This window comes from Veillonella seminalis (assembly GCF_003992065.1).
Taxonomy (GTDB): Bacteria; Bacillota; Negativicutes; order Veillonellales; family Veillonellaceae; genus Veillonella_A; species Veillonella_A seminalis.
The window spans coordinates 1-25,864 of the sequence record NZ_RQUZ01000010.1 but is presented as its reverse complement, the minus strand read 5'-3'; the positions used below and the strand labels follow the sequence as shown (position 1 = coordinate 25,864).

The window sequence follows — 25,864 nt, the reverse complement described above, 5'->3', positions numbered from 1 at the left end:
GTGCTCAATGGGTGTAGTAGTACAAGCACCGCCAAGCCTTTGGAGTAATCCCGATTGGTATGAGTCAATTTTTGGTATCATTCTCGCCGTGAGTGCCATAATTGGCGTTGGCATTAAATATTTTATAGTCAACCCCTTGCAAACACAGGCAGAATCAACAAAGGAGCAGCTTGACAAGATTGATGGTAAAGTGTCGGAGGTGAGGGTTGAAGTTAATTCGATTAAGATAGCAATCGAATCCATCAACCAACAAGCAAAAAGTGCTCATCATCGAATAGACGGCGTTGAGCATAGGGTAACACGCATTGAGGACGTATTTTTCAAAAACAAATGAGGTGGCTATGGATAAACAAAAGCTAATAAACAAGGCTAAGAATATTTATAGTAACATCAGAATTGCCAATATTAAGCCTACAGGCGTATTGGCTACAAGGGCACTAGTGGGAATCCTATTAGTGCCTATTTTAGTAGTCATATCAGCTTACGTCATGGCGTTTGCGACAGGTAGGGTAACGGACGATAGTAACCGTATTATTGATGTAGGCATCAAAGTTATCGACCACATATTTATACCAACGGTGTTGACCGCTATTGTAGGGTTTTTAGCATTGTGGGTTGACCGCAATAATAACGGAATCCCTGATAAGTTGGAAAATGAGGACAAAAAATAATTACAGGGCCCCATTTATCAAAGTAAATTTAATTCACGCCGATTGACTCTAAGTTATATTTTGTAAAGCACCTTTAGAGGTATTTTTAATTATACCTCTTGACTTTTGCGAGCGCATAATATATCATAAATGCGAGGGCAAAAGTGAGGTGATTAAATGACTAAGAGGATAGGGCGCCCCCCTAAACAAAATCAATCAAGAAGTAAGAGCCTTAACATTAGATTGACGGATACAGAGCTAAAGAGAATTAGTTCGTGTGCAGAACTATTAAAGTTAAGCCGTACAGATACGATAATGGCGGGAATTTCATTGATTGAGGAAAAAAAATAGAGTATTGCCCACTGTGGAAGGTCAGCAATACTCTACACACGAGAACATAGTTCTCATGAAATATTATATCATGGTTCTATGTTCCTTTCAAAGAAAAGGAGAATAGAAATGAACAATTTAGTGAACAACGAATTATTTTTATCGAGTTTAGAAGTTTCAAAAATGCTATCAAAGAGACATTCTGATTTATTAAGAGATGTGGAAATCTATAGTAATTATCTTAATAATTCCATTCAACGCAATTTTGCGTTGAATGAATTTTGGCAAGAGAGTACTTATAAAGATAGGATAGGTCGTAGACTAAAGTGCTATCAAATTACTAAAAAAGGCTGTGAATTTCTTGCCCATAAAATGACGGGAAAGAAAGGATCTGTATTTACAGCAACATATATCAATCGCTTTCATGAAATGGAAAAGCAATTACATGACATATCGTCTGATAATAAATTGCATTGTACAAAATGGAGACAGGAAAAAGTAATGACAACACGTGATTTTTGGCAATTAACAGGTGTTTCGCAAGGCAATATTAATTGGTTTTTAAAAAAATTTAATCTTAAATATTGGGGGTTGAAAGGGAAAGATTTAAAAACATATAAAGTCATTAATGACTTGAATCATAATCTAGCTTCGTCTATGACGTTAATACCTCACTATTCAGCGATTAAATTAGCGAAACAACTCGATTTATGGACTAAAGAATTACAAGAAAATTTTAATAGGTATTTTGAATCTAGCAATGCATTAGTAACGCTAAATAAACAAGAAGTTTTATCTTTGGAAAAAGGGGATATAGTATCTATTCGAAATGAAAAAACTATAGAGAGTGTCAATCGTTTTAAAAAGAAAATTGGCGCGGTAGAGGTGTTACTTGATGAATTAATTGCAAATCGCAGAACTCGGCTTGAACATCAGCAATGGGGGGATATGATACTCAAGTTAGTATATGCGGTAGCCACTGAAATGTATGTATTTAAAACAAAATTATAGGCTTTAAAGCACTCTTCGGAGTGCTTTTTTTAATAAGGATGATAAAAAATGAAAATCTTAATTAATGCAGGTCATGCCCCGAATGGTATTCCGGATCCTGGTGCAATTGGGCCAACAGGATTGAGAGAATGTGATGTAGTAGCATTTGTAGGTGGACTTGTACAAAAATATTTAATTGCTGCAGGGGTGCAAGCAGATTACATTCAAGATGATTCTTTAGAGTTTATTTGTGAAACTGCAAATGAGGGAAACTATGACTTATTTCTTTCGATTCATTGTAATTCTTTTAATGATAAATCGAGGGGCATTGAAGTATATACAAGTCATGGTTGGTCTGATTCAGATAATTTTGCTACATGCCTGATGAATCAGATGGCTAATACATTCCCAAGCCTTGATGTACGTGCAGATTGGTCTGATGGAGATGTAGACAAGGAAGCCGGATTATATGTACTTAACAATACGGTGATGCCAGCAGCTTTATTTGAATTACCCTTTATTAGTAATCCAGTTGAAGAGGAATGGTTACGAAATCCAATTAATCAAAATGAAGCAGCTAAGGCATTAGCAAGGGGAGTGACAGATTATGTGGTACAATATATGTCTTAGTTGGCTAAAAAAGAATTGGAAAAATATTGTGATTGTGATTACTACTTTAATTGCAACTTTTGCAATTTTTGCATATGTTCAAAAAAATAAAGAAGAGCCAAAAGTAATTACTAACTATATTGTCAGACAGGCACAAATAGATAAATTGGCAAAAGGTATAGATGTAAATCCAGAACAAGCTAAGGCGATTAGGTCGGAAATAATTAAAACGGAAACTAGAAGTCCTGATGGACAGTTTACAGTTGTAGCAACTAATTTAGATAAAGCTACTAAAGAAGCACAAAGTTTAATTAAGAAAGCGGATGACAAACTACCTAAAGTGGCTTTAGAAAAAACAGATAGAACCGTAATTACTAAAAATGAAGATAATCAGACTGTAGATATATATAAAATCGATCTAAATAAAGCACATAAAATCAAAGCAGGTGTGACTGTAATTGATGATAAAACATATGCTACTGTTGGTTATCAAGCCGGGCGATTTGAGGGCGTTGTGCATCTTGACGGTGCGAAAGTCAAAGGTGCGACAATGCTCTACACTCTCGCCGAATGGTAGAATTGAGGTGATCCAATTATCTCGGTTTGATACGCTCCGTCATGAGTATTGCTTAATTTAATTTATTAGCCTTGCCCCTTGCCTATGGTGAGGGGCTTTTTTGCTTGCCTAAAATAAAAAAAGCATAAAAAAACGAGCCACATAATACGCTAATTGCATATTGTGTAGCTCTTATATTGCTATTCGTTACTCACCTACTGCACAACCTACAACACTGAGAATGCGACAACCATGCGGACAAATCCACATATTAAGTATAAAGATAGGATAAAATATCTTACAGCATAGTTTATTGCATTTATTTTAGGAGGTTTATGTTTATGGAAATGAACGGGCTTTATCTAGTCATCGCTTCAGCCCTCATACTCGTAATTGCCTATCGCTTGTACGGGTCATTCGTAGCGGCTAAAGTATTAACGGTCAATCAATATCGCACAACCCCGGCGGTAGCGATTAATGATGGGGTTGACTATGTTCCAACCAACAAATGGGTTACTTTCGGTCAGCACTTTGCAGCCATTGCCGGTGCCGGTCCTTTAGTTGGTCCTGTAATTGCAACGCAATTCGGTTACTTACCGGGCGTGCTTTGGATCTTAATCGGTTCCGTTTTAGCCGGTGCCGTTCACGACTTCGTGTTGCTTTTCGCATCCGTTCGTTACAACGGTAAATCCATTGCGGATATTGCAAAATCTGAAATTTCCAGTGTAGCCGGCATGGGTACCTTGCTTGCAACCTTGTTCTTGCTCATCATTACGATGGCCGGTATGGCAGCCGTTGTTGCCAACTCTCTTGAAAACTCCCCATGGGGCTTTTTCACAGTAAGTGCTACGATTCCTATCGCCGTATTCATCGGTGTTTACCTTCGTTGGATTCGCCCGGGCAAAATTCGTGAAGCCACTGTTATCGGTGTAGCTTTAATCATGGCCGCTGTTGTATACGGTCCTAACATCGCTCATTCTTCTTTGGCTCCTTACTTCACTTGGGATCGTAAATCCATTCAAATCATGTTGGCTGTTTACAGCTTCTTCGCAGCAGCTTTACCTGTTTGGTTATTATTAGCTCCACGCGGTTACTTGTCCACTTACATGAAAGTCGGCACAATCGGCGCCTTAGCTTTAGGTATTATTCTTGTTATGCCGGTTCTTTCTCAGATGGTTGGGGAAGACTTGATGCACCGTCCGGGCGGCGCTGTATCCTTGGCAGTAGGTATGGCTCACATTTTCTCCAAAATTCCTAACATGGATCATTTAATGAGCTACTGGTACCACTTCTGTATCATGTTCGAAGCCTTGTTCATTTTAACTTTGATCGATACCGGTACTCGCGTAAGCCGTTACATGGTGCAGGAATTATTAGGGATGGCTTGGCCACAAACGCTATGCATGGGTAACTATGATTCCATGTTTCTTCATTGCCATCATCACTGTTATGGCTGACTATCAAAACGTATTCGGCAACTATGTTCCGGAAGGTCAGTGGATGCTTGTAGGCGTGAGCGTAGTAATGTTCATCTTGGTAGCGGTTGTTATGATTGAAGCGGTTCGCAGCTGGATTCGTTTGGCAAAACAGCCACAGGACTTCCGTACCAAATCCGATATCGAAGAAGAAACTCTCGAAGATATGGAACCTGAAAACGTTTAATTGATAAATGTACGCCCTTAAATTATGCTGTTAAGCAGATAAAAAATGCCATAGACACGTTGCTCGGTGAAAACCGCAGTAACGATGCCTATGGCATTTGTTGTATTATACCTAATAACTCCTTGATAAGTTTTACTTGAGCTTTGCTTACAGGAATAGCCACAAGCTCTTGTCCCTTGGCCGTCTGCTGGGGCAAACGGAACCAATAAGTGCCTTTGAACCATGGGATGACTTCTTGTACTTTGTTCAGGTTGACGATATAACTGCGGTGAACGCGGAAGAGGGATGTACCTTTTAAGCGTTCCTGCAATTCGGTGAGCGTTTTATTGGAGCCGTATTTGCCGGCGTCTGTGTGGACGTCGAGACGACCCGATTCACCGGTAATGTAATTAATGCTGTCGATGAGCATGATGTGAGCACCGTCATCAACGGCCAGTTTATTGGTACGGATAACCGGTTTAATGCTTTGATCGTTTGAGTCGGTCGCTTTTGCACCGGTTACGCTAATGGTTTCGGGCGTGTTTTTTACTTCGGCAGCCGCGACTGAAGCAGCATTATTAGAAGATGTATTATTAAAGGTTGCATTGTTAGCGGTTGTATTATTACTCGTGACAGTGCTAGCGGCTACACCTGTACCGGTACCGAGGGCTTGAGTATGGCCGGTATCTCCCACTAATTTCTGTACATGTTGAACGGCTTTAGCCAGACGATCATCTTCAATCGGTTTCACCACATAGTCCAAAGCTTGTAGCTCAAAGGCTTTGAGGGCGTATTCGTCGTAGGCGGTGGCAAAAATGATTTTACTGTCCGGTGAAATATCGTGGATGACTTGTGCCAGTTCCAAACCGGACAGGCCGCGCATGTGAATATCCAGGAAGATTAACGCCGGTTTTTCACGAGTAATCAGGGAAATGGCGGCCGTAGCGTTGTCGGCCTCGCCAATAATGTCGATAACATCGCTGTGATTGGTGGTGAGCAAATAGCGCAGCTCGTCGCGGGCCGGCGCCTCGTCATCAATGAGGAGGGTGCGAATCATAGAATCTCCTTTCTAGGGGATGTATAAAATATAGACGGATTTGATTAATTGTATTAGTGCTTTTTCAAATAGCATTATGCTTTATGTTAGTGCATTTCCAAATAACATTATGCTTTATGTCAGAGTATTAACTGTTTATTCTGTTCGTTCCGGTGTCGAATCGGATTCCGGCTGAACTTTAGGAATGCGGATAACGACTGTTGTGCCTTCTTCAGGAACCGAAGTAATAGCTAAGCCGTACGGGGCTCCGTAAAGACCGCGCAAGCGTTGATGTACATTGCTGAGCCCGATATGACCTTGCGGAGGATGTTCCAGATAGTAATCGGGATCGCCTTGGAAACCGACGCCGTCATCGGTGACGGTAATGATGATGTCCGTATCGGTCATGGTCCCTTCGATAGCGATGGAACCGCCCACCTCGCGCGGTTGCAAACCGTGCTTGATGGAATTTTCAATAATCGGCTGGAGCGTCAAAGACGGAATGCCGTAGCTGAAAATAGTAGGATCGATATTATGGGTGACAAATAACTTATCGCCATGGCGGGCGATAGAGATTTCGAGGAAGCCGCTGACCTGGGCCCATTCTTTTTCAATGGTAATGACACGGCCCGTGTACTGCAGGGTGAAGCGGAACATTTGCGAGAATTTAATGAGCAAACGGCGTGCCAATTCCGGATTCGTACGAATCAAGGAGGAAATCGTGTTCAGCGTATTAAATAAGAAATGCGGATTAATTTGCGTATGCAAAGCCTGCATCTTGGCCGCCTCCGTAAGATGACGTTGTTCGTCAATTTCCGTCAGTTCCAGCTGGGTTGAAAATAAGTTGGCCAGACCTTGAGCGAATGCAATGTCCGAAGTGTCCGGATGATAGGTCGGCGTGGTGTAATACATTTTTAATGTGCCGATAATACGCGTTTTAATCATGAGCGGCACGACGATGGCACTGCTGAGAATACAATTCGGGTGCGTACAGCCGATTTCAGCCGGCGAGTAGGCGATGTGAATCATATGTCACATTCGTAAGATGGTCTGTCATACCCGGTGCGTGGTGATTGCTCTCCGCCCCGATATAGGCGAGTACCTGTTTGGTATCCGTAATGGAAACGGCGTTGTAGGGACTGTGTTTTTTTATAATTTACACAACGGCGTTGGCCGATTCCGGCGTGAGCCCTTTACGGAAATAACGAACCGTTTCGAGGGCAATGGCCAAGATGTTTTGACTTTGATTGGCCCTTTGTTGGGTCCGCTGATGAAGACCCGCTTTAATGATATACATGAAGAGAGCGAGTCCCAAGGAGTTGGCAATCGTCATCGGTACGGCGATGCTGCTAATGAGGGCGTAGGCATGCTCATACGGTTCGGCTACGAGCAGAATGATGAGCATTTGCAAAATTTCTCCGAAGAACCCGATACTGAGAGCTATGGGCCACGGTATGAGCTTACCTTTATAGTATTTTTGAAAAAGACCGACCACAATCCCTTCCGTAATGGACGAGATAGCACAGGCGAGAGCCGTAAAGCCGCCTAAGGAATAGCGGTGCAGACCCGATACGATGCCGACGGACGTGCCGAGGTACGGGCCGCCGATGAGACCGGCCGCCATGATGCCGATCATGCGGGAGTTGGCAAGTGCGTCCTGAATCGGAATGCCGCCGTAGGTGCCGAGGATGGCGATGCTGGAAAAAATAAACGTAAAGATGATGCGGTCAAACCGGGAGAGCTTGTTGATCATGAGTCGGTCAAAGAGTTTAAGCCGTGAAATGACGAGCCCCAGGATGACGGCATAGCTGATGCGTTTTATCATCTCGAGTAAAAGTATGTCGATAGTCATGAAAAGTCCTTTCAAAAAAACGTTCAAACATGAACGGGTTACTATTTATTTTTATATTATTATAACATAGATGCAAATCACTAAAGGATAGCCATACAGTTATATTAAGATTGCAAAATGGTCATTTTTCGATTGTACAAAAAGGACGAATTTAGTAAAATAAAACCATTAAAAACACAGGTGGAGATTAGGAAATATTGAAAGAGTGATGATCTGTCGGAATGACAGTTATTTGATAGGAGGTTTATTATGTGTTGGTGCGATATCGTTTTTAAATCCGGTGCGAACCGTTTGGGCCAGGGTCTTGAAGGGACCCTTCATTTCTTGGCATTCTGGGTGCTCACAATCAGCTTCGTGCGCTTGGGCGTATTCTGGATTTTCGGATTATAAGAAGTAGTCAGAATAAAATAAAGCTTTATAGGCTCAATATATTCATTTTGTGTAAATGATATGTTGGGCTTTTTTTATTGAAGTGCGAATGCAATTGTCAATTATTATAAAAGATGTTACACTGCAATTAATAATAGTAACTTATCGTAAAACCTTTACAAGCAGAAATTAAAGAGGGGAAAAATTTATGCTGAACAAACTACGCTATTTCTTGGCGGTTGTCAAATATCATAACTTCACCGAGGCGGCAGAGGTCTGTCATATTTCGCAATCTGCCATTTCGCAACAAATTAAAGCGTTGGAGCAAGACTTAGGCGTACAGCTGTTGAGCCGGCAAGGGCGCAGTTTTGAAATGACCGCGGCCGGGGAAATGTTTTACCAACGAGGGTTGCAACTCATTGCCGATTATGAACGCCTTTGTTTTGATGTAAAACGCCTCGGCACCGAATCGGAAAATGCACTCCATATCGGTTATTTACAAGATTATACGGGGAACGAATTACAGCGGGCGGTAGCCATGTTCTATGAAACGCATCGGGATATAGAGATTCACGTTAGCGCCGGTACGCATGAAGAAATATACGAGATGCTGCGGGATAATACGATTCAAGTGGCGTTTAACGATCAACGCTGAGCGTTTTTACCAGAATACTTAAACGTGCCGTTGCAACGGAATCACTGTTTTGTGGAATTGGCATCGTCCAATCCACTCAGTGAATTGGAGCAACTCGACATGAGTGCGTTAAAACAAATGCCATGCATCCTTTTTGCCCCTAAAGCACAGCAAGCTATTGAAATGGATTATTATCGCACTTATTTTGGTGTACAGGGCGATTTTATCTTCGTGGATAATATGACGGAAGCACGTCTCTTGGTGCTGAGTAATCGCGGTTATATGATTGTGGAAGGCAAGGAATATGAGCCAACCTTCTTGCCGCACATTGCCCGCCTGCCGATTTATCTCGGCGGTGAACGCTTGACGCGGCAATATTGTGCGTTCGCCCCTCAGGCCCGTGTGACGGCTATGGTTAAAGATTTTGTGCATGTAATGGAAGAGGTATTCCGTTTAAATCGGTAAGGCTGTTTTAAAAATAAATATGAATTAGTAAAACTTATTGAAAAGACGCGTAAGACAAATTGTTTCTACACGTCTTTTCTTGTATCATAAAGATGTAGTTTTTAGAAATTAAGAGGAACACGAGGTGACCATGAAAAAATACACTTTATTTATAATAGCATTATTGTTGTTTGCCGGTACTTGGGCGTTGGCTTTTTGCCAATCACCAAAGAATGAAGCACAGGTTGTAACTGTGAGAACGGTTGCGCCGGGGACGGTGGCGAGCATCAGTGATAAGGCAACAACTAATTCAGAAACGAGTACGAGAGGGGACATAGATATGACAAATGCAATGCAAAATCCGGCGAATTATACCGCCGAAGAGCGTGCCGTATATGATGTATACCGTAAGTTTTACACCTATAAGATTGATCAAAATATTCAAGGTTTAGATTCGATTTTGGATCCGAACTTCCGCTTGGTTCACATGACCGGTTACAGCCAGCCACGCGCTGAATGGTTAAGTCAGGTAGCGGACGGACAAATGCGCTACTTCAGCGATGTGGAAGAACGAGTTATCGTTCATGTGACTGGTGATAAGGCAACGTTACAGTCGTGCAACAAAGTGGATGCTCGCATTCATGGTATGCGTCATGTGTGGAATTTGGAACTTAATTTTGAAATGGAAAAATGTAATGGTGAGTGGATTATTTTGGAGGCCATTGCTCATAGTTACTAATTAAATACTAGCAGTTGAAAAAGCACTGAATATATGAGAGGTACTAATGAAAGCGACATGCAAATGTCCTTTAGTTGGTACCTCTTTTTTGTTGTTGTGAAAAAAATCATAGAAAATAGGTATGAATAATATGAATAAAACATGAAAAAGTGAAATTATAGTAAAACTTTATATTTATATATATTGTAATCATTTATTAATATATTTTCTGAAAAAAAGCCATATTTAAAACATGAAATTTTCATGTGTATTTATTGATTAAATCAGTAAATGATTGAAGTTTAGTGGATTTTAGAGTTGCTGGATTATTATTAATTAGTGTGTGATTAGAAATAAATTATTTTATATTGCGTGTTGGTGGACATAATAAATCCCTTTATATCAAACTTGAAATAAGAATGATATTAATGAGTTTAAAATGAAAAATTAGCGTTAAAAATATACGAATTGAATTGACAGTTATAAATACAAATTATATAATTAAAATAAATAAAAGTGATATTTTTTGCTTTTTTTAGGTATAAATAAGGTTTTAAAATGAATTTGCTGTGAGTTTTTTTATCGCGGGGAGGTTCTGTAATGAATAAGCAGTATAAAGTTATTTGGAGTAAAGTTAAAAACACTTATGTGGTAGTATCTGAGTTGGCTAAGCGTAATGGCAAGTCTGAATCGGGTAGCTCCCGTCAGTATGTTTCTGCGGCAGCCGTATTGGCAGCTGTAGCAGTATTGTCTATACCTGGTGTTGTGGCGGCTCAAGATGGGGTTACTACTTTTGTTGATCCGGCGAACAAAAATATTCAAATGGGTAATGGAACTAAATTTGAAAATAATAATGGCCAAAATGGAGCTATTGTTATTGGTGATGGTGCGCATGTTAATGACTATGTGATGCAGAAAGGGAGTATTGCGTCTTCGGCAGATATTACCAATTTAACAAATACAATTAATTCTAATAAAACACATTTCTACAGTGTTAATTCTACTGACACAACAGCAGGCAACTACAACAATAACGGTGCAACCGGCTCTAATGCATTGGCTGCCGGTGTAGCTACTAGTGCTCAGACCACGAATTCCGTGGCTATCGGTACGAATGCTCGTGTGCTTGGTAATGGCGGTAATAGAGACACCGGGACAGGCGCCATTGCTATCGGTGAAGATGCAGTCGTTACTACTAATGGTCTTAACTTAACAAGTATTGCTATGGGTAAAGGCGCCACTGTATTGAATGGTAGTGGTAAACAGGATAGAGCGTTAAGCTTCACCCCTGATAACTACACATCTGCTAGCACCCTTCCGATTGATCCGGATAAATCCCCTGGCGGTATCGCTATCGGTGCGAATGCGTATGCTCGTACCGGTAGTGTACAGATCGGTTCTCACACCATGAAGGGATACACTATGGGCGGTTCTAAAATTAATGACCAGTCCCAGGCAAACCTTGTAGGTATGACGACTATCGGTTCCAACTCTTACAATAAAGGTGCTTTAGGCAGTATGCTCGGTGCGTATTCCGTAATGACCGGTAACTTCACCGGTGCCGGCGGTTTTAACAGCCTTCGTTATGGTTCTCAAAACTTCGGCGCTAATGTAGTCGGTTCCTTGAACAGCATTCGTTCTGCCGGTTATAGCGGTGCCAGCGGTATTGCTAACAGCATTGTGGGTGTAGGCAATATTGCTGAAAATGCTAACGGTGCATTGATTTATGGTGCAGGTAACAAAATTACCAACTCCGTACAAAGTATCAGCGGTATCAATACTTTAACCAGCACATCGACTGTTGATGAAATGGCTGATGCGTTACGTAAAGGTATTCAAAGCTCCGGTGGCGGCGGTTCTACCTTAGCTATTGGTGGCGGTAATACAGCTGATTATACCCAGAACACAGCCATTATCGGTGTAAACAATACAGTTACCGGTACAAGTGCTGATATTGCTCAGTATAACTCGGTTACCGGTTACAAAAATACGGCTACTAACGTAGATAATGTAACTATTACAGGTATCAACAATACGGTATCGGATACTAAGACAGCAGTTGTAATCGGTGATAACCGTACGTTGACAGGTGTTAATAACAATGTCATCATCGGCTCTGCTGATACAGGAACTACGACAACTGTTAATAATGCAGTAGCTATCGGTCGAAATACAAATGTTTCCTATGATGGCGGTGTAGCTCTTGGTGCGAACTCCCTTGCTACTGTAGATAAAGGTGCTATCGGTTATGATCCATTGGGGCAAATCACAGATACTGACAGTATTGGTGCACTTAACAAGACTCAGTATGATGCACTTAAATCTTCGATTGAGTCGAGCAACAGTACAGTTAGCACTTTAACTTCTGACATTGCTGATTTAAAACAGCAACAGAGCCAGTATAGCAGATGGTCTGATGAGTATTCTGACCTTCAAAATCAGATTGATGCAAAACAAACTGAATTGACGGCGGCTCAAAATTCCTTAGCTGCTGACCAAACTGAAATGAATAAGTTGGTTTCTACTTGGCAGGCAACCGGTGCCGCTGTATCCGTAGGTGACAGCTCTACAGGTTTAACTCGTCAGATTACCAATGTAGCAGCCGGTACGAATGACACTGATGCCGTTAACGTAGCACAGCTCAAACAAGTGGCCAGCGCAGCTGAAGAAGCAAGTAAAACCACCTTGCAGTTTGCCGGCGATGATAATAATGCAACAATTACCCGAGGTAATGGTCAGCAACTTAACATTACCGGTGGTGCAGCAAGCGACAACTTAACTGACAACAACATCGGCGTTGTAAAATCTGCTGATGACACTTTACAGGTTAAATTGTCTAAAGATTTAAACGCTCTTAACAGTGTTCGTATTGGTGGTTCTGCTGAAGGCGAAGGCATCTACATTGCTAAACAGTCTGTTAAGAATTCTAATGGTGTGGCTGAAGAAGGTAACTACATTACCGGTCTCGACAACACGAAATGGGATCCTGCTAACCAGGGGATCGTTGAAAACCGTGCAGCTACCGAAGGTCAGTTGAAAGACGTGGCTGATAGCATTTCCAAACAAATCAGCGACATCGACACAGCCGTTAAATCTTCCAGCCGTGTATTCGAAAGCGATAGTGGGGCAGATAACCAAGTAACTCGTAAGAATACGGATGCCATGAAACTTAAAGGCGGCGCTGATGCCAACAACTTGTCCGATAACAACATCGGCGTTGTAAATAACAGCGACGGCAGCGGTTTTAACATCAAATTGTCCAAAGACATCAAAGGTCTTAACAGCATCGAAGTGGCTAACAACATTACCATCGGTTCCGGTGACAACCAGACTATCATCAATGACAGCTCTGTAAACACAGGTTCCGTAACTACCGGTAACACTACTATCAACAATAGCGGTTTAACCATTAAAAACGATGATGGTTCTAATGGAATTACTATTCAAAACAATAATGTAAGCATGGGCGGTAATGTAATTCAGAACGTTGGCGAAGGTGTAAATGCAAGTGATGCGATTAACAAAGGTCAGTTCGACCGTGCTATCAGCAACATTGACAGCGGTATGGGTCAGATGAATAACCGTATTAACAAATTGGACAACCGTGTAAACCGTGTAGGTGCCGGTGCAGCCGCACTCGCAGCGTTACATCCGTTGGAATTCAGCCCTGAAGCTAAATGGGAAGTATCCGCCGGTTTAGGTAACTACAAAGATGCGAATGCTGTAGCCTTTGGTGCGTTCTACCGTCCAAACGGTGACACCATGTTCAGCGTAGGTACGTCTTTCGGCGGTGGTGAAAACATGGTTAACGCCGGTGTAACCTTACGTATTGGTGACGGCGAAACTCAGAACTATCCTTCCAAGAAGGTAATGGCTCAGAAGATTACTGATTTGGAATCTGTAGTAGCTGACCAGAACAACAAAATTGAAGAATTGACAAAACTTGTAAATTCTTTGATCAACAAATAATCGATTATAAATCGATGTTTAAGTAAGTCGAGAGTTAGTAGCTAAAACTGAATAAAATTATAGAAGAGTCGTGACGACAAAGTCGTTGCGACTCTTTTTGTATTTATATTTGAAATTTTTCAGTTTTAAACTCATTTTGATTGTTTGTTGTTATTTTTAAAATTGCTCAGGTCGGGGGAAGGGGAGGGGGAACAGATTGATATAGGTCTTTAAATGTACAGTTAATTAATTTTTTGATTAAAATTTTTACTTGATAAAAAATGACAAAATATTTATAAGCATATTTAACATGAAGATTTCATTTTATGTCTTCGTGAAGTGTACAAAATGAATTTCATATTTAGTTCACGGAATATATCGATATATTTATATGAATCCAAGAAATATTGCTATGCGAATAGTGCAATGATTGTATGGTGAAATTAAAAGATGAAGAAATAACTAAAAACTTCGATGTAGTGGTGTAAATACTGGATTAAAGGGCTTTTTAGAACATATTTAAAACTTGATAAATAATATTAAATTCAAATCATTCGATTTAATCCAACTGAATTGTTGATGAAAAATCCGTTTGAAATCGAAACAATTCAATATATAATGAAAATGTGATTAGTGTTAATGTTCTCACGGGAAGAACATTAAACCGTGAAAAAGTTTATATAAACTAACTATTAAAGAAACGAAAAGAGGAAATTGGGGGCGGTTATTTTTAATAACTGTTTCATGAATTATTTAGAGGATGAGAGTTTCAATAAAGTAAAAATTAACAACTTAGAAATAAAATTGATGTAAAAATGTGTGTATTTTTGTTAACTTGAGGAGATTATTATATGAACAAACAATATAAAGTTATTGGGAGCAAAGTAAAAGACAGTTATGTAGTTGTGTCTGAATTCGCTAAAAGTAATAGTAAATCTGCTTCCGCGAAGAGTGAAACAGGTCGTAATTTAGGGATTGCTTTGACAGTAATGGCTTTATCTTTAGGTATGACCGGTGTAGCAAATGCGGCTGCTAATACGTAAGGTACGGGCGCCGGCGTGGCTGTGGGTACATCTTCCGAAGGCACTACGTATATGGCAGCAGCCATTGGCAATTCGGCTAAAGCAACCGGTTCGGCTTCGACAGCAATTGGCTATAACACTAAAGCGTCTGGTAATAATACAGTAGCTCTCGGCAGTAGGGCGGAGGCATCCAATACTTCGGCCATCGCCATTGGTAACAGATCGAATGCATCCGGAAGCAGTAGCGTAGCTATTGGCCCGAGTGCTGCAGCATCTGTGCGTTACAGCACAGCTCTTGGTGCTTCTGCATCCGCAACCGGTGATTATAGCTATGCTTCCGGCTATCAGGCAAATGCATCCGGTAGTTACGGCCTTGCCAGCGGTTATCAAGCACAGGCAACGGCTTACTACATCACAGCTGTTGGTTACCTTTCCAAAGCAACCAAATCCAGTGCGTCCGCTTTTGGTAACGGTGCTAACGCTTCCAACTATTACGCTTTGGCGTTAGGCTATAACTCTGCTGCGGCCGGTAATAGCGCTGTTGCTATCGGTAATGCCGCTAACGTTGCTTCTACGGCTGCTAACTCCGTCGCTATCGGTAAAAGTGCGTCTGCAACCTCCGGTAATTCCGTTGCTTTAGGTCAGAACTCCTTGGCGGATACTACCGGTGTGGCAACTACCGGTTATTTGACAAATGAAGCTTTTTCAGCAAGTAACGGTGTTGTATCCGTAGGTAATGCTTCTTATACTGATGCCAGCGGTAAGACAGTAGCTGAAAATCGTCGTCGTATCACCAACGTAGCAGCCGGTGCTGACGATTACGATGCTGTAAACGTAGCCCAGCTCAAAAAGTTGGAAACAAATGTAAACACCAGCATTACTGAGTTAAACAGCTCTTTGACTTCTCAAATTGAAGCTAATAAAACTTCTTATGTTTCTATAAATTCTGCGGCAAGCACTAACAAAGACAATGACGGTGCGACCGGCTCCGGTACGTCTGCCGTAGCAATTGGTCGTTCCTCTACGGCTTCCGGCAATCAGTCTACTGCGTTAGGTAATAGCTCTAATGCGGCCGGCCTTTTTGCAACGGCTCTCGGTAACAGTACAACTGCCAGCGCTGAACGTGCGGTAGCTATCGGTAACCAGGCGTCTGCTTCCGGTACTTCTGCCATTGCAATCGGTAACCGTTCTGCTTCTTCCGGTGCCACTTCTATTGCTATCGGTTATACGTCTACAGCAGCTAACGACGGTGTAGCACTTGGTATTTCTTCTAAAGCAACCGCTTCTTCTTCCATGGCATTAGGTCAGAACTCGTCTGCTACTGAGTATCTTTCTATGGCTCTTGGTAATTTTGCTTCTGCTTCGGCTAGAAATGCAATTGCTATGGGTTATTTGGCAAAAGCGAATAATGTCAGCTCCACGGCTATCGGTAATCGTGCCGAAACAAACGGTATTTACTCCTTAGCTTTTGGTGACCGTGCCTATGTAGGTGCCGAATCTTCCGGCGATGGCACCAGTGCTGATGTGTCCGTTCCTAATACTCGTAAAAATACGGTAAGTGAAGAACGTATGATTAATCCGTTAGAATCCGATAAATACAGCTTCTCCATGGCTATGGGTACCGATGCGAAAGCATACGGTTACCAAGATACAGCGATTGGTGGCGGTGCTGAAGCTTACGATACTAACACCTTGGCTGTAGGCTTTACGGCTAAAGCAAAAGGTTATTTCTCCAGTGCTATCGGTAGCCAGGCTTCTACCAGCGGTAAATATGCAACGGCTTTAGGTTTCTTGTCTAATGCATCCGCCGAATCTGCCAGCGCTTTGGGTGATCAGACTACGGCTAACATTGCCGGCGGTGTTGCTCTTGGCAGCAAATCCAAAACTAATGTAGCATCCGGTGTAATCGGCTACGATCCAAGCGGCACGATTACGTCTCAAGCTGATATTTTAGGCAGCAACCAGGCTACTTACACTCAATTGCAGTCCGATATTGCGACAGCTCAGTCCACTGTAGACAGCTTGTCCGGCGAAGTAGTGGCATTGCAGGCTGCTAAAAACACAGCTACAGGCGATGATTTGACTTCTATCAACAGCCAAATTACGGCTAAAGAAGCTGAACTTTCTACAGCTCGTGCTAACTTGGCAAGCCTTCAGGCTCAGTCCAATGTGCTTATTTCCACATGGCAGTCCACAGGTGCCGCTGTATCCGTAGGTAACAGCGAAACCGGTTTAACTCGTCAGATTACTAATGTGGCAGCCGGTACTTTGGATACCGATGCCGTTAACGTGGCACAGCTTAAAGCTTTGTCTACGCAAGTGGCACAGAGCATTGAAGCGATTACTTTGGATGCCGGTAAAAATATTAATATCGACTCCGGTAATAACATTAACTTAAACGACAAAATTACTTTGAATAATGAAAATGATGCAATCAATCAGGTAACTGTTGACGGTACTACATCTACAATTACTGCAGGTACCGATGCCAACGCAGTAACCATTAACGGTGGTAATGCGTCTATTACAGTCGGTACCGGTGAAAACCAAGTAACTATCGACGGTTCTAAAGGCCAGGTAGTCATTGGTGATGCAGCTAACGGTATCGTAATGGGTAACCAGGACGTGACTACAACTAACGGTTCCACTGAAAGCGGTAAATTCATTACCGGTCTCGAGAACACAACTTGGGATCCTACTAACTATGTGGCCGATCGTGCCGCAACTGAAGGTCAGTTGGCTCAAATCGCCGGTAACATCAGCGATATCAACACAAGCATCGATACTATCAACAATGCAAAACGCGGTTTTGTAAGTGACTCCGGTGAAAAAATCGAACTCGGCAAAGATGATGTGTTGAACCTTAAAGGCGGTGCCGATACGTCTAGCTTGACTGAGGGCAACATCGGCGTTGTAAATAACGATGCCGGTAACGGTTTTGACATTAAATTGTATTCCAAATTGTCCGGTCTTGACAGTGTAGATACTAAGACTTTGACAGCTAGTGAAAAAATCACCGTAGGTTCCGGTTCTTCCGTAACTTCCGTCACCGGTGATACTGTGACTACTTCTTCCTTGGTAGCCGGTAACACAACTGTAAACAACAGTGGCTTACCAATTGCAGCTACTGATTCTTCTAAATCTAATATTACAATTACCAACGATTCCATCAGCATGGGCGGTAACCAGGTTCATAACGTGGCTGCTGGTACAGCCGATACTGATGCGGTAAACGTTAGCCAGTTGAACAGCGCTGTGACTAACATTGGCGGTAACATGAACGTGTTGAATGGCCGAATCAACGATTTGGATAATCGTGTGGACCATGTAGGTGCCGGTGCAGCCGCTTTGGCAGCCTTGCATCCATTGGACTTCGATCCGACTTCCCATTGGGAAGTAGCAGCCGGCGTAGGTAACTACAAAGGTGCTAACGCCGTAGCGGTTGGTGCGTTCTAACGTCCAAACGGTGACACTATGTTCAGCATCGGCAGCTCTTACGGCGGCGGTGAAAACATGGTTAACGCCGGTGTAACGATGCGTATTGGTGCCGGTCAGACAACTAACTTGTCTGACCGTGCGGAAATGGCTCGTGAAATCACTGATTTGAAATCGACTGTAGAAAAACAGAAGAACGAAATCAATGAATTATCCGGTTTGAAATCTGTTGTATCCGAACAGCAAGAACGTATTGAACAGTTGACTCAGCTCGTAAACCAAATGGTTGCCAGCAAATAATACATCATATTGCGCAGGGAGACTTAATTGTCGTGTGATATATCGTAAGGGGATATAGTGCGGGGCTGTGTAGCATGGGAATGTATTATGGAATGTAGTGTAACGTTTGGTTACGAGTGTTGTGAGGGCGTTATGTCCGGATGTCTGACATGGATTTGCATTGAAGGCATTGTAAGATAAGGGTCTATATAAAGTTATCATTTACTTCTCGGTAGTGTAACGATATATTGTTTAAAAAGTGAATATGGGGATGAAAGCGGTAGCAAGTAACATTGTTGCCGCTTTTTGGCGTGCAAAAATACCTGATTTATCGAATCTTTTGTTTACTAATTATTTTTTTAATATGAGGGAATAATGAGCTTAATTTGCGATGTGTGAAAATATGATGATTAAAAATTTTTAGAAAAATAATTTATGCTGATAAACACTTATAAATTAGGCATGAAATAGCTGATTTTTTTAAGTAAATAGAATGAAAGATAATGTCAAGCACAAATGAATTTGTCACTCAAAACTTAAAATATAAGCGTAATTTTTACGCCGTTAAATTTCATTTTTGTAAGCATGTTGTGTGTAGCAAACATCAGCAAAGTTGTACACAAATTTTGCCCGGTAGTCCTCAAAGTCATCAAATTTATTAGACTTCCAAGGATGACGCATAGAAGGAATATAAACCTTCCTTGGTTTGTGAACCGGTTTAGCATGTGTAGGCTGATCAAATTCTAGGGAATATGCTTTTCTAGCCGGCACAGGCTGTAGTTTAAACAAGGATTCCTTGCAAGAGGCGAATAGCGTTCCATCTAAAGCCTTAATAACAAGGACTTTGTTACCTTTCTTTAAATATGCCTGCGTACCATCCGGTTTAATAAATTGGTAATATTGGTTATGGTATGAAATGCAATGCCCTTTATCCACAATTCTAGAGCTTAATACTGCTAATGTAAGGTTAATATCTTCCTCAGAGAGTTGCCTTTCGAAGACAGACATGGTATTGTTGAGGTAAGGTAGTTTCTTTTGGTTTAGCTGCGCTAAATACGTTGTGGTGACATATTCATTGGCAGCCTCAATAGAATCTATCCCTAATCGTCTAAACTCAACAGGAAGACGAGATTGAAGTGTTTGGAAGAGTCGTTCAATCTTTCCTTGCGCTTCAGCAGAAAAGCCAGGGTGTAAGTGTATGCCAAGTTGTTGACAGGCGTATGCATATTGCGTCGGTGTATCGCTTTCAGGAGCGCGTACACCGGCTTTTTTGTATTCAAAAACAGTGCGCCCATCCGTTTGAATATTAGCCGGAATACCGTAATTTCTTAACATTTGGGCCGTTAGTTCATAATACCCTTTTAGCGTCTCTTGTTCAGCAAAATACAGGCCCGTAACTATGCCCGTACTGTCATCGATGGCTGCGTGTAGTGATGTTTTTGTAGTACCGAACCAAAGATGAGGTGATGCGTCTATATAGATTTTTTCGCCGGCGTATCGTCTAGGATGTGGTCGTTTACTCTCAACAGCCTCTTCTGGCCTAATTAATGGTTCCGACGTATTAACAGGCTTGTTGGCCAAGGCATCCTTTTTTCTGAGAGCGCGTCTAGTTGCAGCATGAGCCTTAGGAGAGAGTATGTCATACTCTTTGAATATATTACGCAATGTGGCTATAGATGGTGTAGGGACCTCCGGATGGTAGTGTGTTAATAATTCGTGGAAATGGACAAAATTGGCATCGTAGTACAAAGTGTTGTAAATATCAACAATTTGCCGTCTAATAGCGCGTGAAACCGTAGTACTTGGTTTATGTTGATGGTTGCCATGTCTGAAATAAGCCTTACCATGCTCTTTGTATCCTTTGATGTGACGGTAGATTGTTCTCATACTACATCCCAGTCTTAGAGCAGCTCGTTTCTTATTACCGGCGTGGTCTACTAGATTCTTAATTACTTCATATGTGTCTTGTTCGTTCAATGTTAAAATTACCTTTCTCATATTGTACCTCCAATATAGAGTATACAATATGTGTGACAAAATCATTTACGTTTATACTATGACAATATCATATGTGTTTTACATTTTTAAGTAAATATAATGAAAGATAATTGACAATAAATAGGGGTATATATATAATAAATTTAAAGAAAGAATGAAGATTCTTTTGTAATAGATACAGATTAGTAATAATTTATTTTAATCTATACGGAGTGTGTTTGTTTAAAAGAGTTTTTCAAAAGAATTTTGAGGGAGGTTTACTCATGAATAAGCAGTACAAAGTCATTTGGAGTAAAGTGAAAAACAGTTATGTGGTGGTGTCTGAATTGGCAAAACAACATAGCAAGGGTGGTTCCACACGTAGTAAAGTGGGACAAAAAATCGGTGTGGCACTCGCTGTCATGGCGCTTTCTATCGGAGCTACCGGTGTGGTTGGTGCGGCTGATAATACGGCTGGTAGTGGTAGTGGTGTGGCCGTGGGGGCAGGGACACAGGCTACTGATGCGGTTAACGTAGCACAATTGACGGCCTTGAATGATAAGGTAGACGCCAATAAAATTTCTTATGTATCTATCAATACCAAAAGAGATGCTAATAAAGATAATGACCAAGCAGGTGTAGCCGACAAAACCTTCAGTAAAGATTCGGCTGTAATTGGTTCGAATACGATTTCTACCAGTCTGGGAAATTGGAATCTCGTTGCTACCGGCTTTGGTAATACGATAAAAGATATTACTTACCGATGCCAATACTGATAGTGTAACCGAGAAAAGGATTGATAATACTTATGTATATGGTAATGAAAATATTGCACGTGAAGGGGTTGTTATCGGCAGCAGTAACATTCTTACCGGTAGTAGTTCATCCAGTAACATTGCTATTGGTTTTAGCAATAAAAATTATGGTGGACGCAGTGTGAACCTCGGCAATTATACTTTGACCAATGGTGTGGATTCTATTGCTGTCGGATTTAGTGCTAAAGCACCTAAAACTGACGCTATTGCAGTGGGCGGTTACACTCAAGCTAAACAAGTCGGTTCGATTGCTATCGGCCAAGGCGCAGTAGCCAATACCGGTGGTTTAGCATTAGGTTATGATAGTTTGGCAGATAGGAGTTACGGTTCCATCGGTTACTTCACTACATTAGGTTCGACAGATCAAGCGGCTATAGCAGAAAAATTGGGTAAAACTGCCGAGTATAATCAGTTGGTGGATACGATTAACGGCTATTCCGACTTAGCGGCTCAGGAACGTCAATATCGCACTTATATTAGTGAACGACAGAATAACCAAGATTTATTAAGTGCTGAAATAGAAAATCTGTATAAGAACCCTGCAGGTAGCGCTGCCTATAATACAAGTTTAGCTAAAATTAGAGAGTATCAGCAGAAGATTAAGGAAAATAATGATGGTGAAAACTCTTTAAGCAGTATCGTTTCGACAAAGAACCCTGATTATGTGAAATTAAAGGCGGCTCGTACAGAGTTGAGAAATATGTTTGCTGCATATATGTCAACTGCAGATGCTGTTTCAGTTGGTAATACAGAAAAAGGTATTTATCGCCAAATTACCGGTGTGGCTGCCGGCAGTGCCGATATGGATGCTGTTAACGTTGCTCAGTTGAAAGATATGGGCTCAGCAGGTCTTGATTTCAAGGGTGATAGCGATACCGTTGTTCATCGCGATTTAGGTGCAACGCTGAATGTTGTCGGCGGTAATACTGATGCCACTTCTTTAACGGATAATAATATCGGTGTAGTAGCTGATACTACGACAGGTACACTTAACGTTAAATTGGCTAAAAATTTAACTATGGGTGACGGTAGCATTACCTTCATAAACGCTAAAGACGCTACCGGCAACACCTTGGTTCAAGGTCAGGACGGTAAGTGGTATTCAGATTTAACGGATGCTACTTATGATGCAACCAATAATGTCTACACGAAAGCTGATGGAAATACCGTAAGTGCGGTAGAAAATCCGACTGTATCGGAAGTTAAATTGTCTAATACAGGGCTCGACAATGGTGGTAATAAGATTACTAATGTAGCCGCCGGTACGGTAGACACGGATATCGTTAACTTGGGTCAATTAAAAGGTAGTACCATTGGTTCCAGTAAAGTAGAATACACCGATGCCGGTGCAGGCACTATAACTTTGACAATGCAGGATGGTAAAGATGTTAAGATCAACGGCTTGCAAGATAAATATGTTACCGGTGCTAGTCTTGATGGTAATAAGTTGACCATTACTCGCAACGATGATCAAAAATTTGAAGTAGATAATATTGCGACTACTGCTGATATCGTAGGTGAAAACAGCAAGGTTAATTTGAAATTCACCGGTGATGATACTACTGAAGATGGTACAATCACGAAGATAAATGGTGCTACTTTAAACATTCTTGGCGGAACTACTGAATTTACAACAGCTAACAACATTGGTGTTGTTAAAGATGGTGACGCTCTTAGAGTGAAATTGGCGAAAGATATCAATATGGGTAACGGCAGTGTTACCTTTGCAAACGCTAAAGACGCTATCGGCAACACCTTGGTTCAAGGTCAGGACGGTAAGTGGTATTCAGATTTAACGGATGCTACTTATGATGCAACCAATAATGTCTACACGAAAGCTGATGGAAATACCGTAAGTGCGGTAGAAAATCCGACTGTATCGGAAGTTAAATTGTCTAATACAGGCCTCGATAATGGCGGTAATAAGATTACTAACGTAGCCGCCGGTACAGAAGATACGGATATCGTTAACTTGGGTCAATTAAAAGGTAGTACTATTGGTTCCAGTAAAGTAGAATACACCGATGCCGGTGCAGGCACTATAACTTTGACAATGCAGGATGGTAAAGCGGTTAAGATCAACGGCTTGCAAGATAAATATGTTACCGGTGCTACTTTCAAAGACAATACATTGACCATCACGCGTAACGACGATACATCTTTCAAAGTGGGTGATATTGCGTCTAAGACTGATATGGATTCAGCCGTAAGCAATGCTAACTTGAAGTTCACCGGCGATGATAAATCGGAAGATGCAGCAATCACTAAGAAGAACGGCGAAACTTTGACTATCTATGGTGGTGTAGCGGCAACAGATGCTGACGGCAATAGCTTGTTATCTGATGTCAACAATGTTGGTGTTGTAAAAACTGACGACGGTTTACAGATTAAGCTTGCTAAAGATTTGGCCGGTATTGACTCTGCTCGTATCGGTGGTACTGTAGCAGATGGTGTAGCTACCGGTGGTATTTACATTGCTAACCAATCGGTAACATATAATGGCAGTGCCAAAAAGACTGAAAACGGTTTATACATTACCGGTTTAGCGAATACCGCATGGAATCCAACTACTGACGGTATCGTAAGCGGTCGTGCCGCAACCGAAGATCAGTTGAAAGCTGCTTATGACGGGCTTTCAACTACTATTACAGCCAATAAGGTTGTAGCCGGTGATAATATTACCGTAACACGACTCAAAGATGGTTCAGGTACAAAAGTTTCCTTAAGTGATAATTTAGCTTTTGGCGATAAAAACGGTAAGAATATAGCGATTAGTGGTAATGACGCTATAATCAGTGCCGGTGATGGTGGCTCCAATAAAGTTGTTGTTGATGGAGCTAATTCGACGGTAACGGCCGGTACCGGCGCCAACCAAGTAACGGTTGATGGAACAAAGGCAGCTATAACAGCCGGTGAAGGGGCTAACCAAGTAGCAGTTGATGGCACCAAAGGCCAAGTAACTATTGGTGAAACCGGTAAAGGCCTTGTAATTGGTAACCAAGATGTGGCGGTTAAAAATGCTGACGGCACGGACAAGGTTGATGAAAACGGCAATGCTGTAAAAGATTCCGGTAAGTATATTACCGGCCTCGACAACACAACATGGAATCCTGCTGAAAAAGGCTACGTTCCTGATCGTGCTGCAACAGAAGGTCAGTTAAAAGATATTGTTGGCCAATTTGATGTTATCAACAATGCTAAACGTGGTTTTAACAGTGATACAGGTGTTAAAGTAGAACGAGGTAAGGACGACGTTTTGGATATTAAGGGCGGTGCTAAGGGCGACTTGTCTGAAGGCAATATCGGCGTTGTTAATAATACAGATGCTACCGGTTTTGATGTAAAATTGGCAAAAGACCTGAAAGATCTCAATTCGATAACGTCGAATACGGTGACTACCAACGAATTAACCGTATCTGAAAAAGCCAATATTGGTAATGTTTCCATCAGTAACGATAATGTAACCATCGGTACCGGTGACAGTCAGACGGTTCTTTCCAACGAATCTATTACGACCGGTTCGGTAACAACAGGTAACACAACTGTTAATGACAGTGGCGTAACGATTAAAGTTACTGATTCTTCAAAATCAGACATTACTCTTACCAATGACGCAATCAGCATGGGCAGTAATAGAGTACAAAATATTGCTGCTGGTGTAGAAGCAACAGATGCTATTAATAAAGGCCAGTTTGACAGTGCTGTAAGTGCTATTGGTAACGGTATGAACCAACTCGGTAATAGCATTAACAAGTTGGATAATCGAGTTAATCGTGTAGGTGCCGGTGCGGCAGCGTTGGCAGCTTTGCATCCGTTGGAATATGACCCTGAATCTAAATGGGAAATTTCCGCCGGTGTAGGTAATTATAAGAGTGCTAATGCTTTAGCGTTAGGTGCATTCTATTGTCCGAACAGCGATACCATGTTCAGTGTTGGTAGTTCTTACGGTGGCGGTGAAAACATGGTTAACGCCGGTGTAACCTTACGTATTGGTCCTGGCGAAACTCTGAAATACAGTTCTAAACGTGAAATGGCACAGAAGATTAATGATTTGGAATCCGTAGTAGCCGATCAAAAAGGCGAATTAACTGATTTGAAATCTGTAGTGGCTGAACAAAAAGATCGTATCGAAGAGTTGACGAAGCTTGTAAATGCGTTGGTTAACAAATAGAAGTCACTGTGTTTTTACTAGGCAGATTCTTTAAAATTTAATATAGGGTGCTTAGTGTTATAAATAGTACGAGGCACCGCAATACGATTTAAGGCTATAGCAGATTTTCGGGAATTAACCGATGTTTGCTATAGCCTTATTTTTCATGAAAATCAACAAGCCGATATATATAATTACACTTTATGTTTAATAAAATTGAGTCTATGTTTTAAAATATCTGAAATCATGATGCTGTTATAGAAAATAATTTATTTAAATAAATTATATATAGTAAATTGCAATATGAAATTGAACACTTTTAAGAACCCAGTACCTTATTAACTTCTTCAATGAATACTTCTTGTGGTGTCCGGTAATTTAGAATTTTGCGTGGCAGTGCATTACACCA

18 protein-coding genes and 2 pseudogenes are annotated in these 25,864 nt (G+C 41.4%); 16 read left to right on the top strand and 4 right to left on the bottom strand.

Going from position 1 to position 25,864, the window contains the following annotated elements; translation table 11 throughout:
* Window positions 1–7: 7 nt before the first annotated feature.
* From EO126_RS07580 to EO126_RS07555, 6 genes and pseudogenes are all read left to right on the top strand, one after another.
* Complete coding sequence (locus EO126_RS07580) at window positions 8–334, top strand: hypothetical protein (protein WP_127008271.1); 327 nt, start codon at window positions 8–10, stop codon at window positions 332–334.
* A 7-nt stretch (window positions 335–341) separates the two neighbouring features.
* Window positions 342–671: a hypothetical protein gene (locus tag EO126_RS07575; protein ID WP_127008269.1), complete on the top strand. Its 330-nt coding sequence runs from the start codon at window positions 342–344 to the stop codon at window positions 669–671.
* 438 nt (window positions 672–1,109) lie between these two features.
* Window positions 1,110–1,991: a Rha family transcriptional regulator gene (locus EO126_RS07570; RefSeq protein ID WP_164726719.1), complete on the top strand. Its 882-nt coding sequence runs from the start codon at window positions 1,110–1,112 to the stop codon at window positions 1,989–1,991.
* Between the two features lie 48 nt (window positions 1,992–2,039).
* Complete coding sequence (locus EO126_RS07565) at window positions 2,040–2,600, top strand: N-acetylmuramoyl-L-alanine amidase family protein (RefSeq protein WP_127008265.1); 561 nt, start codon at window positions 2,040–2,042, stop codon at window positions 2,598–2,600.
* The gene (locus EO126_RS07560; protein ID WP_127008263.1) at window positions 2,578–3,156 is read left to right on the top strand and encodes a hypothetical protein; all 579 of its coding nucleotides are present in this window, start codon (window positions 2,578–2,580) and stop codon (window positions 3,154–3,156) included. Before EO126_RS07565 ends, EO126_RS07560 begins: the two co-directional genes overlap by 23 nt.
* A gap of 326 nt (window positions 3,157–3,482) precedes the next feature.
* Window positions 3,483–4,797: pseudogene (locus EO126_RS07555) on the top strand (carbon starvation CstA family protein).
* Between the two features lie 88 nt (window positions 4,798–4,885).
* On the opposite strand, the gene EO126_RS07550 reads toward EO126_RS07555, so the two are convergent.
* The 3 genes from EO126_RS07550 to EO126_RS10830 all read right to left on the bottom strand — a co-directional run bounded on the left by EO126_RS07550 (window position 4,886) and on the right by EO126_RS10830 (window position 7,664).
* A complete protein-coding gene (locus tag EO126_RS07550) occupies window positions 4,886–5,833 on the bottom strand; it encodes a LytR/AlgR family response regulator transcription factor (protein ID WP_127008261.1) in 948 nt (315 codons plus the stop codon).
* A 135-nt stretch (window positions 5,834–5,968) separates the two neighbouring features.
* Complete coding sequence (locus tag EO126_RS10835; RefSeq protein WP_206168761.1) at window positions 5,969–6,841, bottom strand: histidine kinase; 873 nt, start codon at window positions 6,839–6,841, stop codon at window positions 5,969–5,971.
* A gap of 127 nt (window positions 6,842–6,968) precedes the next feature.
* Window positions 6,969–7,664, bottom strand: a complete 696-nt coding sequence (locus EO126_RS10830) for a LytS/YhcK type 5TM receptor domain-containing protein (RefSeq protein ID WP_206168760.1) — start codon at window positions 7,662–7,664, stop codon at window positions 6,969–6,971.
* Between the two features lie 249 nt (window positions 7,665–7,913).
* Here EO126_RS10830 and EO126_RS10735 point away from each other — a divergent pair, with 249 nt between their 5' ends.
* From EO126_RS10735 to EO126_RS07510, 8 genes and pseudogenes are all read left to right on the top strand, one after another.
* A complete protein-coding gene (locus EO126_RS10735; protein WP_006556331.1) occupies window positions 7,914–8,054 on the top strand; it encodes a hypothetical protein in 141 nt (46 codons plus the stop codon).
* Window positions 8,055–8,241: 187 nt separating this feature from the next.
* Window positions 8,242–8,412: pseudogene (locus tag EO126_RS11215) on the top strand (LysR family transcriptional regulator); the annotation flags it as partial.
* Window positions 8,413–8,712: 300 nt separating this feature from the next.
* Window positions 8,713–9,132: a hypothetical protein gene (locus EO126_RS07535; protein ID WP_151384941.1), complete on the top strand. Its 420-nt coding sequence runs from the start codon at window positions 8,713–8,715 to the stop codon at window positions 9,130–9,132.
* A 130-nt stretch (window positions 9,133–9,262) separates the two neighbouring features.
* Window positions 9,263–9,850, top strand: a complete 588-nt coding sequence (locus tag EO126_RS07530) for a nuclear transport factor 2 family protein (RefSeq protein ID WP_127008255.1) — start codon at window positions 9,263–9,265, stop codon at window positions 9,848–9,850.
* A gap of 579 nt (window positions 9,851–10,429) precedes the next feature.
* Window positions 10,430–13,798, top strand: coding sequence for an ESPR-type extended signal peptide-containing protein (locus tag EO126_RS07525; protein WP_127008253.1), 3,369 nt, complete (start codon window positions 10,430–10,432; stop codon window positions 13,796–13,798).
* An 830-nt stretch (window positions 13,799–14,628) separates the two neighbouring features.
* A complete protein-coding gene (locus EO126_RS07520; RefSeq protein WP_127008251.1) occupies window positions 14,629–14,820 on the top strand; it encodes an ESPR-type extended signal peptide-containing protein in 192 nt (63 codons plus the stop codon).
* Between the two features lie 15 nt (window positions 14,821–14,835).
* Window positions 14,836–18,255, top strand: coding sequence for a hypothetical protein (locus EO126_RS07515; RefSeq protein ID WP_127008249.1), 3,420 nt, complete (start codon window positions 14,836–14,838; stop codon window positions 18,253–18,255).
* Window positions 18,256–18,273: 18 nt separating this feature from the next.
* On the top strand, window positions 18,274–18,534 hold the full coding sequence (locus EO126_RS07510) for a hypothetical protein (RefSeq protein WP_127008247.1): 261 nt from the start codon (window positions 18,274–18,276) through the stop codon (window positions 18,532–18,534).
* A 543-nt stretch (window positions 18,535–19,077) separates the two neighbouring features.
* Here the strand turns inward: EO126_RS07510 and EO126_RS07505 are convergent.
* Window positions 19,078–20,511, bottom strand: a complete 1,434-nt coding sequence (locus EO126_RS07505) for an ISNCY family transposase (protein WP_164726718.1) — start codon at window positions 20,509–20,511, stop codon at window positions 19,078–19,080.
* Between the two features lie 263 nt (window positions 20,512–20,774).
* Between EO126_RS07505 and EO126_RS07500 the strand changes: the two genes are divergently transcribed.
* Both EO126_RS07500 and EO126_RS07495 read left to right on the top strand, forming a co-directional pair.
* Window positions 20,775–21,266 carry an ESPR-type extended signal peptide-containing protein gene (locus EO126_RS07500; protein WP_127008243.1) on the top strand — a complete coding sequence of 164 codons (492 nt, stop codon included), beginning with the start codon at window positions 20,775–20,777 and terminating at the stop codon, window positions 21,264–21,266.
* Window positions 21,267–21,426: 160 nt separating this feature from the next.
* Complete coding sequence (locus EO126_RS07495; RefSeq protein ID WP_127008241.1) at window positions 21,427–25,476, top strand: YadA-like family protein; 4,050 nt, start codon at window positions 21,427–21,429, stop codon at window positions 25,474–25,476.
* Window positions 25,477–25,864 lie beyond the last annotated feature (388 nt).

Coding starts and splice junctions, on each gene's coding strand:
- EO126_RS07560 (WP_127008263.1), top strand. CDS start 2,578: ATGTGGTACAATATATGTCTTAGTTGGCTAAAAAAGAATTGGAAAAAT.
- EO126_RS07530 (WP_127008255.1), top strand. CDS start 9,263: ATGAAAAAATACACTTTATTTATAATAGCATTATTGTTGTTTGCCGGT.
- EO126_RS07520 (WP_127008251.1), top strand. CDS start 14,629: ATGAACAAACAATATAAAGTTATTGGGAGCAAAGTAAAAGACAGTTAT.
- EO126_RS07505 (WP_164726718.1), bottom strand. CDS start 20,511: ATGAGAAAGGTAATTTTAACATTGAACGAACAAGACACATATGAAGTA.
- EO126_RS07570 (WP_164726719.1), top strand. CDS start 1,110: ATGAACAATTTAGTGAACAACGAATTATTTTTATCGAGTTTAGAAGTT.
- EO126_RS10830 (WP_206168760.1), bottom strand. CDS start 7,664: ATGACTATCGACATACTTTTACTCGAGATGATAAAACGCATCAGCTAT.
- EO126_RS07510 (WP_127008247.1), top strand. CDS start 18,274: ATGTTCAGCATCGGCAGCTCTTACGGCGGCGGTGAAAACATGGTTAAC.
- EO126_RS07500 (WP_127008243.1), top strand. CDS start 20,775: ATGAATAAGCAGTACAAAGTCATTTGGAGTAAAGTGAAAAACAGTTAT.
- EO126_RS07575 (WP_127008269.1), top strand. CDS start 342: ATGGATAAACAAAAGCTAATAAACAAGGCTAAGAATATTTATAGTAAC.
- EO126_RS10735 (WP_006556331.1), top strand. CDS start 7,914: ATGTGTTGGTGCGATATCGTTTTTAAATCCGGTGCGAACCGTTTGGGC.
- EO126_RS10835 (WP_206168761.1), bottom strand. CDS start 6,841: ATGATTCACATCGCCTACTCGCCGGCTGAAATCGGCTGTACGCACCCG.
- EO126_RS07565 (WP_127008265.1), top strand. CDS start 2,040: ATGAAAATCTTAATTAATGCAGGTCATGCCCCGAATGGTATTCCGGAT.
- EO126_RS07580 (WP_127008271.1), top strand. CDS start 8: ATGGGTGTAGTAGTACAAGCACCGCCAAGCCTTTGGAGTAATCCCGAT.
- EO126_RS07550 (WP_127008261.1), bottom strand. CDS start 5,833: ATGATTCGCACCCTCCTCATTGATGACGAGGCGCCGGCCCGCGACGAG.
- EO126_RS07525 (WP_127008253.1), top strand. CDS start 10,430: ATGAATAAGCAGTATAAAGTTATTTGGAGTAAAGTTAAAAACACTTAT.